15 protein-coding genes are annotated in these 14,308 nt (G+C 33.3%); 14 read left to right on the forward strand and 1 reads right to left on the reverse strand.

All coding sequences use genetic code 11. The features are described 5' to 3' along the window. Positions 1 to 420: 420 nt before the first annotated feature. The 7 genes from HMPREF3239_RS07320 (at position 421) to HMPREF3239_RS07350 (ending at position 8,088) form a co-directional block, all read left to right on the forward strand. Positions 421 to 996: an immunodominant staphylococcal antigen IsaB family protein gene (locus HMPREF3239_RS07320; RefSeq protein WP_070855193.1), complete on the forward strand. Its 576-nt coding sequence runs from the start codon at positions 421 to 423 to the stop codon at positions 994 to 996. 182 nt (positions 997 to 1,178) lie between these two features. After that, positions 1,179 to 1,643, forward strand: a complete 465-nt coding sequence (locus tag HMPREF3239_RS07325) for an arginine repressor (RefSeq protein WP_053029001.1) — start codon at positions 1,179 to 1,181, stop codon at positions 1,641 to 1,643. Between the two features lie 357 nt (positions 1,644 to 2,000). Continuing rightward, complete coding sequence (gene arcA / locus HMPREF3239_RS07330; RefSeq protein ID WP_053028999.1) at positions 2,001 to 3,236, forward strand: arginine deiminase; 1,236 nt, start codon at positions 2,001 to 2,003, stop codon at positions 3,234 to 3,236. Between the two features lie 168 nt (positions 3,237 to 3,404). Next, positions 3,405 to 4,835: an arginine-ornithine antiporter gene (gene arcD, locus HMPREF3239_RS07335; protein ID WP_070855194.1), complete on the forward strand. Its 1,431-nt coding sequence runs from the start codon at positions 3,405 to 3,407 to the stop codon at positions 4,833 to 4,835. A gap of 34 nt (positions 4,836 to 4,869) precedes the next feature. Further along, positions 4,870 to 5,553 (forward strand): Crp/Fnr family transcriptional regulator, encoded by a 684-nt coding sequence (locus HMPREF3239_RS07340; RefSeq protein WP_053028994.1) that lies wholly within the window; start codon positions 4,870 to 4,872, stop codon positions 5,551 to 5,553. A gap of 302 nt (positions 5,554 to 5,855) precedes the next feature. Further along, positions 5,856 to 6,617: an alpha/beta hydrolase gene (locus HMPREF3239_RS07345; protein WP_070855246.1), complete on the forward strand. Its 762-nt coding sequence runs from the start codon at positions 5,856 to 5,858 to the stop codon at positions 6,615 to 6,617. Positions 6,618 to 7,092: 475 nt separating this feature from the next. After that, positions 7,093 to 8,088 carry a LacI family DNA-binding transcriptional regulator gene (locus tag HMPREF3239_RS07350; protein WP_070855195.1) on the forward strand — a complete coding sequence of 332 codons (996 nt, stop codon included), beginning with the start codon at positions 7,093 to 7,095 and terminating at the stop codon, positions 8,086 to 8,088. A 50-nt stretch (positions 8,089 to 8,138) separates the two neighbouring features. On the opposite strand, the gene HMPREF3239_RS07355 is transcribed toward HMPREF3239_RS07350, so the two are convergent. Then, positions 8,139 to 8,504 (reverse strand): DUF4870 domain-containing protein, encoded by a 366-nt coding sequence (locus HMPREF3239_RS07355; protein WP_070855196.1) that lies wholly within the window; start codon positions 8,502 to 8,504, stop codon positions 8,139 to 8,141. Between the two features lie 159 nt (positions 8,505 to 8,663). On the opposite strand from HMPREF3239_RS07355, the gene HMPREF3239_RS07360 reads away from it, so the two are divergent. The 7 genes from HMPREF3239_RS07360 to HMPREF3239_RS07385 all read left to right on the forward strand — a co-directional run bounded on the left by HMPREF3239_RS07360 (position 8,664) and on the right by HMPREF3239_RS07385 (position 14,266). After that, a complete protein-coding gene (locus HMPREF3239_RS07360; RefSeq protein ID WP_070855197.1) occupies positions 8,664 to 9,623 on the forward strand; it encodes a helix-turn-helix transcriptional regulator in 960 nt (319 codons plus the stop codon). Between the two features lie 62 nt (positions 9,624 to 9,685). Beyond that, complete coding sequence (locus HMPREF3239_RS12480; RefSeq protein WP_176747958.1) at positions 9,686 to 9,832, forward strand: hypothetical protein; 147 nt, start codon at positions 9,686 to 9,688, stop codon at positions 9,830 to 9,832. Between the two features lie 119 nt (positions 9,833 to 9,951). Beyond that, entirely contained in the window at positions 9,952 to 10,305 is a 354-nt protein-coding gene (locus tag HMPREF3239_RS07365) for a hypothetical protein (RefSeq protein WP_239469370.1), read from the forward strand. Further along, entirely contained in the window at positions 10,298 to 11,017 is a 720-nt protein-coding gene (locus HMPREF3239_RS07370; RefSeq protein WP_070855199.1) for an ImmA/IrrE family metallo-endopeptidase, read from the forward strand. The genes HMPREF3239_RS07365 and HMPREF3239_RS07370 overlap by 8 nt, the downstream gene beginning before the upstream one ends. Continuing rightward, positions 11,010 to 11,615, forward strand: a complete 606-nt coding sequence (locus HMPREF3239_RS07375) for a hypothetical protein (protein ID WP_070855200.1) — start codon at positions 11,010 to 11,012, stop codon at positions 11,613 to 11,615. The genes HMPREF3239_RS07370 and HMPREF3239_RS07375 overlap by 8 nt, the downstream gene beginning before the upstream one ends. Positions 11,616 to 11,697: 82 nt before the next feature. Next, on the forward strand, positions 11,698 to 12,492 hold the full coding sequence (locus HMPREF3239_RS07380; RefSeq protein WP_083324767.1) for a hypothetical protein: 795 nt from the start codon (positions 11,698 to 11,700) through the stop codon (positions 12,490 to 12,492). Position 12,493: 1 nt separating this feature from the next. After that, the gene (locus HMPREF3239_RS07385; RefSeq protein WP_070855202.1) at positions 12,494 to 14,266 is read left to right on the forward strand and encodes a hypothetical protein; all 1,773 of its coding nucleotides are present in this window, start codon (positions 12,494 to 12,496) and stop codon (positions 14,264 to 14,266) included. Positions 14,267 to 14,308 lie beyond the last annotated feature (42 nt).

The raw sequence follows: 14,308 nt of genomic DNA on the forward strand, positions 1-14,308 counted from the left end.
ATTCATCTGGCGCATTAGGATTTGGAATCATGTTAACCATCTCAACATCATTATAGAACATATGTTCGTACTTCGGAAGAGGTTTTTTACAATATAAATGAATTTTATATTTATGGCGGAAAAGTAAAAAAGACTATATAAAAGAGCCATAAGTTTAACAAAGGGGAAGTAAACTTATGGCTATAGTCATTACATAATATAACTTTTTGTGAAGGAGTTAATGGGGATTTTACTCCTACATTTAGTATAACATAATTTATATAAAAACATTATTTAACGATTTGTGAAATTTAATTTTGTATAATTTGTAACATTCACACATTAAGCACAAATGCGCTTTCCTTATCAAGGAATATAAATTGTATAACCACTTTGAATAGCGTATGATATGTTTAGTTATAAAGAAAGAAGGCTATTCATTTGAGAAAATCAACGCAAACATTCGTCACTGCAACCTTGGCATTAAGCACATTATTCGGTGTAGGTGTTACCGGTACATTAACGGAAACATCTATCGCACATGCCGAATCTAAAACGATGTCAAACACGACGACTACTAAAGCCAATGCGACATCTGCCTATTACAATTATAAAGGGTATGCGGGTCAAGACGTATCTTTTGTATTAGATAAACATTTTAAAAATGCAGTAAAAGCTGAGAATGTCACATTTAATGGTGTTAAATTAAAGGCAACATCATCGACTAAAAATGTTAAAAAATATGATCAATATTTCAGAAATGTATCTAAAGACGGTAAAACAGCATCATTACTAGATTTAAAGGTGACTGGGCAATTATCATTAGACCAGTTAAATAAAGTTTATGGTAAAGACTTACAAAAAATTGATAATCATAAACATAATACAACGGGTATTTACTACTACCAACCCAATACAAAGGGAATGACAGTTTGGTTTGATGTAGAAAAAGGTAAAGTGGATCGTGTAGTAATGGGCTATAGTACCGTGAAACAAGCAATGAAAGAAACGAAATAGCATAATGGTGACGCTCCGAAAGTTGAGTAATAATGCTCACTTTTGGAGTTTTTTTGTGAAAATAAATAAAAATTATAGCAAAATTCATGAAATAGCCAACACCACGATTTACGAAAAGATGATACGTTAAAGGTAAGAATACATACAGCTTTATGCTGTATAGGGGTAGAGGAGTTTATAATATGAAAAAGAGTAAACGTCTAGATCTCATCGAAACGGTAGTTAAGAATAATCGATTTAATAAAAAAGAAGAGATTGCAGATTATATTGATACACATTTTGGCGTACGTTATAGCATCACTACAATTTCAAGAGATTTAAAAGAATTAAAGATATTCAAAGTCCCAGCAGTAAGTAACCAATCGTATTATAAAAAGTTAGATAATACGCAACAAATGGATGCTAAAACGAAACTACTTCATTATTACGATAATGAAATTCAAAGTATCATCATCAAAGATAGTTACATACTAATCAAAACCTCTCCTGGATTTGCACAAGGTATAAATTATTTTATTGATCGCATGAATATTGCAGAAATCCTTGGAACAGTGGGGGGCAATGACACATTAATGGTACTTACAAATTCAGAGGAAATGGCAAAATATGTTCACTATAAACTGTTTAATCATAAATATTCAAATTAATGCATAAAATATAATGTAGATTTACGTTTTGATGTTATCTATAATAGTGTGTGAAACGCTTAAAATGCAATGTTCACATCTTGAGCGTTCATCATTTTAAACGTGAAATTGATAAGTGTTTATAAATACAGAATGATGCATAAAAAACTTTTTGGGTTAGACATCGGCATGTCAACATGAATGAAATATACATAATAATCACTAATTACCTAACATTATTGTATATTCAATCAAAAATATGCATTGAATAACCAAAAAGCATGAATTAACACACATTTAGAATGTGAAAACAATCACATAATGAAATCTGAAAGCGCTTTATACTCTAGTTGTAGATAAATAAAGGAGGAAATGAATATGACTCAAGGACCTATCCAAGTAAACAGTGAAATCGGCAGATTGAAAACAGTATTACTCAAACGACCTGGTAAAGAACTAGAAAATTTAGTACCAGATCACTTAAGTGGCTTGCTATTCGATGATATTCCTTATTTAAAAGTGGCACAAGAAGAACACGACAAATTTGCACAAACACTTCGTGATGAAGGTGTAGAAGTTGTTTATCTAGAAAAACTAGCAGCTGAAGCCATTGCAGATAAAGATGTGCGTGAACAATTTATTGACGATATTCTTGCAGAATCTCAAAAAACAGTCTTAGGACATGAAGCTGAAATTAAAACATTCTTTGAGACATTATCAGACCAAGAATTAATCGACAAAATTATGGCTGGTGTAAGAAAAGAAGAAATTGAACTTAAAACAACACATCTCGTTGAATATATGGATGATAGATATCCATTCTATTTAGACCCAATGCCTAACCTTTACTTTACACGTGACCCTCAAGCATCAGTAGGTAGAGGTATGACAATCAACAGAATGTATTGGAGAGCACGTCGTAGAGAATCTCTATTTATGACATACATTCTAAAATATCATCCAAGATTTAAAGATGCAGATGTACCGGTATGGTTAGACAGAAATTCACCATTTAACATCGAAGGTGGCGATGAGTTAATTCTTTCTAAAGATGCTTTAGCCATTGGTATTTCAGAGCGTACATCAGCACAAGCGATTGAACGCTTAGCACGTAATATATTCAAAGATGAATCTACAACATTTAAAAAAGTGATTGCGATTGAAATTCCAAATAGCCGTACATTCATGCATTTAGATACAGTATTCACAATGATTGACTACGATAAATTCACAGTGCATTCAGCAATTTTCAAAGAAGAAAATAATATGAATTTATTTACAATTGAATACGATGAAGCCAAAGACGACATTAAAATTACACATTCTAATAAACTACGTGAAACACTTGCAGATGTACTTGGTGTTGAAAAAATCGAGTTTATTCCAACAGGTAACGGTGATGTTATCGACGGTGCACGTGAACAATGGAATGACGGTTCAAATACATTATGTATCCGCCCAGGTGTAGTTGTGACTTACGACCGAAACTACGTATCAAACCAATTACTTCGTGACAAAGGTATTAAAGTACTTGAAATCACAGGTAGTGAGCTTGTTCGTGGACGTGGGGGCCCAAGATGTATGAGCCAACCATTATTTAGAGAAGAAATTTAAAGTATTTCGAGCAAATGTAAGGACTTATTTTGAAAATACATCGCCGAGAAAGTGATGTAGCAATATAACACAAGGAGAAGGGTTTGAAGCAAAATTACCAATCAATTGAATAACGATGCTTCAAGCCCTTAATTTAAAAATAATCCTCCTTAGAAGGGGAAATGAATTATGAATGAATCAGACACAAACAAACTTGGTAAAACGTCACTCATTGGTTTAGTCATTGGTTCTATGATTGGTGGCGGTGCGTTCAACATCATTTCTGATATGGGTGGTCAAGCCGGTGGTTTAGCAATTATGATTGGTTGGATCATCACCGCAATTGGAATGATTTCACTCGCATTTGTCTTCCAAAATCTCACTAATGTAAGACCGGACTTAGAAGGCGGTATTTACAGTTATGCACAAGCTGGATTTGGTGACTTTATTGGTTTCTCAAGTGCTTGGGGCTATTGGTTTGCTGCTTTTCTAGGTAACGTAGCCTATGCAACATTATTGATGTCAGCGGTAGGTAACTTCTTCCCAATCTTCAAAGGTGGTAACACACTACCAAGTATTATCGTCGCTTCTTTCTTGTTATGGGGTGTGCACTTCTTAATACTTAGAGGTGTTGAAACCGCAGCTTTCATTAATAGTATTGTAACTGTTGCAAAGTTAATTCCTATATTCTTAGTTATCATTTGTATGATTGTAGTATTTAATTTCGATACATTCAAAGCAGGATTCTATGGCATGACAAGCGGAGGTACAGGTATATTTAGTTGGGGCGATACAATGTCTCAAGTGAAGAGTACAATGCTTGTAACCGTATGGGTGTTCACTGGTATTGAAGGTGCAGTGGTATTCTCAGGTCGTGCTAAATCGAAAAAAGACGTAGGTACTGCTACCGTCATTGGACTTGTTTCAGTCCTCGTTATTTATTTCTTAATGACCGTCTTAGCACAAGGTGTCATTCAACAAAATCAAATTGCTGATCTTGCAAGTCCATCTATGGCACAAGTGTTAGAACATATCGTTGGTCATTGGGGTTCAGTCCTCGTTAACATTGGTTTAATCATTTCTGTATTAGGTGCATGGCTTGGTTGGACACTATTAGCTGGTGAGCTACCATTCATAGTGGCCAAAGATGGCTTGTTCCCAAAATGGTTTGCTAAAGAAAATAAAAATAAAGCACCTATTAATGCATTATTAATTACAAATATTTTAGTACAAATATTCTTAGTCAGCATGTTATTTACAGATAGTGCATATCAATTTGCATTTTCACTTGCATCAAGCGCGATTTTAATTCCGTATATGTTTAGTGCCTTTTATCAATTGAAATATACAATTGAACATAAAGGACATGCTACAGTGAAACAATGGGCAATCGGTATCATTGCATCTATCTATGCGATATGGCTTGTGTACGCTGCAGGTATTGATTACTTGTTGTTAACCATGTTGCTCTATATCCCTGGTCTATTTGTTTATCGTTTCGTACAACGTAATAATCATAAACCGTTAACGAAAGGTGATTATATCTTATTTGCAGTCATCATCATACTTGCAATAATAGGTATTATTCGCTTAGCGATGGGTAGCGTTTCAGTATTCTAATAAAAAGTTTTAAAAGGTTTAGGAGTGTATCTCAATGGCTGGAAAGACATTTATCAACAACAGAGATAATGATTTAAGTGAAGGACTCAAACAATTAGCGTCTTACTTAAATATTCCAACAGGTGTCATTCAAGCATTCAAGAGTGAGTGTTTCATACGACATTACAATAAAGGACAAATCATATATTATTCATCTGATCAACCGACATATGTGTATTTGTTACTAGACGGGATTGTTTTGCGTGAAACAATAAATGAAGATGGAGACGCTTATCGTAAGCTGAATAAAGCGCAGGTATTATTTCCGTTAAATCATCTCTTTCGGAAAATGGAATTAAACGAGATGTGCACAGCTATTACACCATGTAATGTAATAGGAATACCTAAAGATATGTTGGAATATCTTTGTAAAAATCATGACGACATATTTGTTACACTGTTCGAAAAGTTAAATAACGAACTTGAACTTCTAATGGAATACAATATGGCATTAACTACAAAATTGGCGAGAGAGCGCATTGAGAAAGTACTATATTATTTATGTCATGCAATAGGATGCGATCATGATGAATTTTACGAAATTAATCATATCATGACCATTCAACTACTAAGTGATTTAGCAGGTATTTCACGTGAAACAACAGGCCATATTGTACATGAACTAAAAGAAGAGAAAAAATTAATAAAAAATGGCAAAAATTGGATGATTATAAAGTAATACAATAAGACACAAAGACCCCTTTATATAAACAACGTTTATATTAAACTACCAAAACCGATATAAACACAATTGCTACTTTGAATCCGGGACATAAAGTTCCTGGATACATAAGGCACCTCGTTCATTGAATTAAATGATGCGAAAGGTGCCTTATTTTTTATGCATTCTAATATGAAATGATATAGAAATGCAAAGTAACTTGGCGAGATGACTGAAGGAGTCGCGCTTTGGTGACACCTTTGTCGAAAAAAGTGTAAAATGGATATAATGATTTATTATTAGAAGGGATGATAATGAATATGGCACTTATGACAATCAATTACTTCTCACCAGCTTTAGGTATGCAACAATCGTTTGTAGCAATCATTCCAGAAGACGGGAGTTTCTTCGACGATACATCATCGCCGAAATCGTACCAATCATTGATGTTGCTACATGGATTATCAAGTGATGCAACATCGTATACACGTTTCACAAGTATTGAGCGATATGCAGATGAACATCAATTAGCCATTATTATGCCAAATGCAGATCATAGTGGTTATGCGAATATGGCGTATGGTCATAGTTATTATGACCACATATTGGAAGTGTATCACTATGCGCATAAGTTACTGCCATTATCGACACGGCGTGAAGACAATTTTATTGCAGGACATTCAATGGGTGGATATGGCACGATGAAATTTGCATTAACACAAGGCGAGCTTTTCGCTAAAGCATCACCATTGTCTGCAGTCTTTCAAGCACAAGGACTAATGGAACTTAATTATACTGATTTCGCACCTAAAGCAATCACTGGGGAAGATACCAATATCAAAGGGACTGAACTCGATACATATCATTTAGTTGATGAAGCCATTGACAAAGGCTTAACTCTACCTGAGTTATTCATTCAATGTGGGACAGAAGACTTCTTATATGAAGACAACCAACAATTTATGGCCTACTTGGATGATAAAGGGATAGACTATCAATATGAAGAAGGCCCAGGTGAACATGATTATGCCTTCTGGGATAAAGCGATTAAACGTACAATTGAATGGTTAGTGGAAGCATAAATAGGAGCCTAAATGATTTCATCATTATACGAAGATGGCGCCAATAAAGTGCTATCTTCGAGACTGAAACATAAATAATATGATCATGCTACTTTGCCAATTCGCAGTAGCTGACTGAACTGAGATATCGCTTAAATCAAGCTATTCTCAGTTCTAGTCATCCTTGCGGGCGTGGTCCCAACAAAGAGAATTTCACTAAGAAATTTTACAAGCAAAGCAAGCTGGGAGTGGGCCCCCAGCAAAGAGAATTTCACTAAGAAATTCAACAAGCAAAGCAAGCTGGGAGTCGGGGCCCCAACACAAAAAATCACGAAAGTGATTTCACAAACTAAGCAAGCTGGGAGTGGACGACGAATTTTAAAAGAATCCTGATCCACACCCTATTAACTATTGAATATCTAACTTGAGCGATTGACAAAAATGTAGCGACAACCTATCATAAATAATGAAAACGGTTTCATTGAAGGTGGGTACTATGGCGACAATTAAAGATGTAGCTCAGAGAGCGGGATTATCCATAACGACGGTTTCAAGGTATATGAACCATCATCCCTATATTTCTGAGGAAAAGAAAATTAAAATCCAACAAGCAATGGATGAACTGGATTATGTTCCGAATTCAATCGCGATGCAATTGCGCTCTAACAAGTCTTATACGATTGGCATTATTGTACCTAGAATTACGAATCCGTATTTCGCATACTTAATAGATGCAATTGACAAAGAAATTAAAGATACGCCATATCATACGTTAATCATGCAGACATATAATCATAAAGATGAAGAATTACGGTTATTAAATATGTTTAAACAGAAGCACATTGCTGGCGTGATTATGGGTACGCTTGAAAATGATATAGAGGTTTTAGAACCGTATACGCAATATGGTCCTATCGTATTATCGGCGGATCAATCAACTCAGTCAGATAAAGTGAAAATCATACATACCAATCAACGTCAAACGACGTATGATGCCATTCAATACTTAATTAATAAAGGCTATCGTCATATAGCGTATTGTACAGATAATCATTACTATGATCATTGTTTCAATAAGCCTAGAAATATTGGATTTAGAGAGGCAATGAAAGACAATGGTTTAGCCATTAGACGAGAGTGGATTTTTAATAATGTGCATACGATTGAAGACGGTGAACGCATAGGGGAAACATTGCTAGAACAAGACGTGTTGCCAGATGCTATATTTACTGGCAGTGATGAAGTCGCATTAGGGTTAATTCATTTTTTAACTGAGCATCATATTGATATTCCAAATCAAATCGCGATTATGGGATATGATAACCAACCCATTTCTAGTTTATTGAAGATTCCTTTATCGACAGTGAATCAACCAGTTAATGACATTGGTAAGCAATTGATTCACTATTTATTGGCATTGCTTGAAGATACAACATTTGAAAGTAATCATGACGTATTAAAATTAAATATCGTAGAACGACAAAGCACGTAAATAAAGCCTTCCATTTCGAAGTTTAAACGAAGTGGAAGGCTTGTTTTGTTTTATTTAATTATTTCAATTGTGAATGGAACGACGTAATCTTCACCTTTATTGCATGACACAATTGCTAATATCGTATAAGTGATGTTGGCAATGATTAAAGCCATTAGAGCCAAATAACCAATTAAAATAACAGTCAATAAGAAACTAACAATACCGTAGATACCGTAACTAATAGCGAAATTCAGGCAATTTTTCCCTTGCTTATCAATGTATTCAGATTCGTCTTTTTTGACTAACCAAATCACTAAAGGTGCTACAAAACTTGTGAAAAAGGTTAAGACCCACATAATCATTGCCAGTGTTTTATCTTCTTTTGAAACATGGTTAAACATTTGCGGATGTTTGGACTGGTTTTGCAAATTCATTCTTATTCCCAACTTTCTAAGTGTTTTGAACTGCTTGAGCTTAGTATACCTCCAAGGTGCGTCAATTTTTGTCGTAGTAAAAAGATGTATCTTACATTTTTAATTTTATTGTTGTTTAATAAAGTAGAATCATTCATTTTCCAAAAATGGGAGGTAATTATGACTAAAACAACTGACACGCTAGAGCTGTATTTAAAGTTTATGTCTGGCGAACGCTTATCTAAGGCACAAATAGGCGACATCATAGGTAAAAAATCTGACAGAACCGTGCAGCGTTATATCGCGCATTTAAATGACTTCTTTGCTAACAGAACGGATATGGCGCATTTGAAGATAACGATGAATATGACAGACCGTAAATATGAAATGGTCCACAATAGTAGTGAAACCTTTGATAAAACACAGGTGCTAGCGATATTAAAAATTCTTATTTCAACAAGAGGACTATCTGAAGATGAATTACAAATGATTGTTAATAACCTTACGAAACATATGTCTGATGAGAATCAACGTGTAATTGAAAAGGCCATTCAATCTGAACTAGTTTATTATGAGCCCATGAATCATGGCGAGCCATTATTAAATAAAATTTGGGATTTAAATCATATTATTCAACAAAATCGCGTGATTGAATTTAACTATTTTAACGCAATGAACAAAGGGCGTACACATGTCATCAAACCGATGTATATTACATTTTCTGAACTGTACTTTTATTTAGTAGGGGTTAATGATAGAGAACAGGTACTCATTTTTAGGATAGATCGAATTCAAGAATATAAAGTATTGAACACTAAATTTAACGTTCCGAATTCACCATATATTAGAGAAGGCGCTTTGAAACAACGTATCTATTTCATGTATGGCGGCCATTGGAAGAAAGTACGCTTTGAATTTAATGGCGGGATTATTGAGTCAGTGCTTGATCGTTTCCCAACTGCACAATTATTGAAAAAAGATTACACCAATAACCGATTTGTAGTAGAAATTGAAGTCATTGGCGATGGCATTTTAATGTGGCTGTTATCACAAGGGTCTCGCGTTAAAGTATTATCACCAAATAGCTTGAAAGAGAAACATATCGCTGAAGTTGAAAAGATACTTCGCAACTATAGGTAGACAAATTTTGTCTATGTAGTGCGGTAAACTATGATCAAATCAATCAAAGAGGAGTTGTAATTATGATTAAACTAGATAACGAAGCGAAGAAGTTAGCTAGAAAAGCACTACTAAAACCTAAATTTCTAAGAACACACGTAGAAAATGTCATCATTACAATGATTAAAAGGGGAGTATATTGTAAAGGTAGTAAAAAGAAAATTTTCTAATTTTTTCAGTTAAATAAATTGCATAGATACCTTATTTTTAATATAAAATGTATAGCAAAATATTAATTAAATAATTATAATAAACATGTATCATTCATAAACGAAAGCAGGAAATACATATGATACCCAAATACACGCAAGTCGAAATAAGTAAGCGCATACAAAAAGAGATGGAATTCAGTGGTTTAAATCAAGTGGCATTTGCTAAACATCATGATTATGACACTAAGCAACTGCGTAAGCTTTTAAGTCCAAACTTAATATGGTTAGCGCAAGATTATCAACGTGCAGCTACAATATTAAAGACGACACCTGAAATACTTCTAGAACATTTACCTCAAGAAGACTTAGATAGCATTTCATTTCGTGCATTGGAGAATACAGAAGAAATTAACCACAGAGTCAAACAACTCGATGACATCTTCCAATTGCTGACATATCAATTAAAGATTGAAAGTGAGTCACGTGACTGAATCATACCGTGAAACAATAGAACGTATTATTCCAGTGGCAGAACAATTCATTACAGATCATCAACTCCAATATCCGATAACGAATTCAACGCAAGTGTTATCTGAAATGGGCTACTACATTGTAAAAGCACAAGCACCTAATAATTTATCCGGTTTTTATATGAAGAAAGATCGATTTCCGTTCATCTTTGTGAATACAAATCATAGTAAAGGCCGTCAACAATTTTCATTGTGGCATGAAGTATACCACCATTACATGAATCATCAAAATGGAATTAGTGATTTTAATCATAAGTCATTGGAAGAAAGAGAAGCGGAAATATTTGCAGGTATTGTGTTATTGCCAAATGCAGAAATTCAAAAATGGATGGCAACATATGATGATATTATGCGCCCCGATGTGATTGCGCGCATGAGTGTACATTATCAGATTAGTTTTGGTGCGGCTATGATAAGAGCAATGCAGCTGAATCCTATTTCAAGTGATACGTATCAACAATTGAGTGCACTCTCTCGTATAGATCATAAGGCTCAATTGTATGCAATTTACACAGATAATGATTTACCAACAGATATCTTAGAACCGACAAATGATATTCAAATCTCGCCTAATATTATGACGGTGCTAGAACATAACTATAATGAAGGTCTCGTTTCTGGAGCGAAGATCAATGAAATTATCAACAAAATAGAGGTGCTCAATCATGACTAATAAGGGTATGACGCCGCCAATCGTTGATACAGATATATGGGTTTATCTTATATTGTCAGGCTATTACGAACGAATTATTGCATATTACGGTTATTTGCAATTTTCCGATGTTGTAGAAAAAGAAATACTAAAATGGCAAAGTAATACGCAAGAATTTTCAAATGTAGCGCGTGTATTTAAAAATTTAAAAGACCAACATGATGTCAGAGTTATATATTTTGACGATTTTGATGCATTGTCACAAGCAAGCATCAATCACACACTTAGTGAATATGGATTAAAAACCGTAGATATTTTAGAGAAAAACAAAGGTGAATTTACAAGTTTACTATACGCCTTACATAAAGACATACATCGATTTAAAACAAACGATCGAAAGTTCAAAGAAGAAGTTGAAGACACATTAGATGAAACATTTACCTTCGTCAATTGGATAGACATCTTAGATAATTACAGCACCAACTTCAAAGAGAAACTTGAAATTCAAAAACAAGTTGATATCAAACAACTAAAAATGAAAAAACAAAACCATGATCACAAACATACTAAACAAGACCCACGATGGGATAAATTAAAACAGTATATTAAGGAGAAATAACAATGTTAAATAAAAAAATAGAGTAGCAGCAGTTAATAGTTTAGAAAAAGCAATTCAAAACTTTGAAGTAGAAAAAGCGTATATGGTTACACAATCAGAAAAACTATATAAAGAAAGATTAGTTCTAAAAGATAATATAAAGAAAGTTTGGCAATTTTTAAATAGTATGAGAAATAAACCTGAAGAAGTGAAAATACAGGTAGAAAAATTAAAAATAGAATTTAAAAAATTCGAGAATTTCGTTAGTGAAATTAATGAAGAAGTAGATATGTCTTTCAAAAAAACAGCTGGTGGAGCTGGTAGTGGAGTGGTTGCAGGAGCTGGTGTTGCAGCTTTTGGTCCTTCTGCAGCTATGGCTATTGCAACAACATTTGGTACAGCTTCTACGGGTACTGCAATTTCAACATTAAGTGGCGCTGCAGCAACTAATGCAGCACTAGCATGGTTAGGGGGAGGCGCTCTAGCAGCTGGTGGAGGTGGCACTGCAGCTGGTTCAGCATTGTTGGCTTTATCTGGTCCAATAGGGTGGACAATTGGTGGAGTAAGTATTGCAACGGCTGGTTTCCTTAGAAACTCTAAAAATAAAAAAGTAGCTAATGAAGCTAGAGCTAAAGAAGTTGAAGTCCAAGCGCAAATTAAAATGCTAAAAGGTGCGAGTGAAGAAATAATTGAAACAACTAAATTGACTGAAACTACTAACACAGTAATTGATCCATATTATGATAACATTCTAAATCGTACAGCAAAATACAAGTCTGATTATAAAGAGATTAAATTAGCAGGGGACAATGAGTTGATTAAAGACTTAGGCAGTTTAATTAATCAAACTAAAGGAGCTACTGAGTTATTAAATAGAGCTATAGGTAAGGTGTCTTAATATGGAAGAAGCAAAAAACTTAGATCTTTTTTTAGATTTAAACTATTTAACAGAGTCTAGCCTATTTAAAATTAAAGATGTTAATGAATCTACAAATAAATTATTAGAGGAATATAAAGAAATAGCCATTAATCAAGTCATTCAAAATTTTGGATTAGATAAAATATTAAATATTTACAAAGATGGCGGTAATGTAACTACTGTACACAATGCAAAAAAAGGTATATACACAAATAAGAAAATTAAAGAAAAGTTTGATGATTTAAAGCAGTATAATCGAGATGATTATTCAAATAATATTTATAGTTATGATAAAGAGGGAAATAAAACTATAGAAGCTATGGGTTTGAGCAGTTTGAGAACTCAAACTAAATTGAAAGTCGAACAAAAGCATAACCCTTTAGCTAATACAATAAAAGTAAAAAATGAAAATAGAACTAATGGTCAAAAAAGTCATTCTAGGTATAAGACAAGTGAAAATTACAAAGAACAAATGTCTAATTTTTTAAGTGATTCTTTTAATGAAGATGGTAAGTTATTTGATAGATATAATTCGACAAATAGTTATGAAAATGCCAAAGAATTGCACATAGATCACATAGTTTCAGCTAAATCAATACATTATAGAACAGATTTAACATTGTTTATGTCTAAAGAAGAAAAACAATTATTAGCCTTAAATCCTAATAACTTAGCCTTTATTAAGGGATCTGCTAACCAATCTAAAGGTGAGCATGACTTATTAGTTTGGGCAAATAGTAAAAGTAAAAAAGATCCTAGTAAAACTAATGCTGAATACTTCGATTTAGATATTAATGATGTCAATAAACTATATCAAACGGCTGTAAAAACAATTAATGAGAAAGCGAAGACTGCCAGAAGAAAGTATTACACTAAAGAAACTTTAAAAGGGAGTACTAAACAAGGTATTCAAATGGGCATGAAAGAAATGCTAGGAATGCTACTTTATGATTTGCAAAATGAATTTTTTAAAGAGATGAAGTATTACTTTAATAATTTTAAAAATTTTCATAAAAATAAAGTTAAATGGCAAGAATTAACATTATGCTTCAGTAGAATAAAAGATAAAGTATTTAATAAAGCAAAATCTTATTTTGTAGGATTTAGTACAGGATTTATTAGTGGTTTTCTAGGCAATATATTAACAGTTATTATAAATACATTCAAAACAACTTATAAACGATTAGCGAAATTAATCGGTGAGACATTTAATGGGGTAGTTAAATCAGTTAAGTTATTACTAACGGCTGAAAATGATGAAACAAAGTATAAAGAAGCAGTCAAAGTTTTTACTGCTACTGTAATTGGAGCTTTAGGTGGAATTATGACAGAAAGTTTAATTACCTACTTAAGAACTACACCTTTTTCAATTTTTGCAGAGTTAATTGGTGCAACTGTAGGTGGTATTTTAACAGGAATGACTGTTGCCTCAGCAATGTATATGATTGATGATTTCAAAGGGGTTATTGAGTCGTTGAAAGGCATATTTACTAAAGATAAATATTCTCAAGAAGAATTGAAAGCTAAGTTTGATGAATTACTGTCAAAAATAGATGAAGAATATACTATTATTCTAAAAAGAATTAGAAGAGAATATTTGAAGCTAAATGAGCTGACGATAAACGCATTTAATATGGAATTAAGCGCCACTGAAAGATTCGCTAATACTATAGATTATGCTTCAGCGATGAATGTTCAAGAAGAGAAAATTGTAAGAAATTCGAAAGAAATAGATGATTTCTTTTTAAATTAAATTAGATAATCAACGCAAAAGACTGCTCAACCAGCAGTCTTT

This window comes from Staphylococcus sp. HMSC34C02 (assembly GCF_001838705.1).
GTDB lineage: Bacteria > Bacillota > Bacilli > Staphylococcales > Staphylococcaceae > Staphylococcus > Staphylococcus borealis.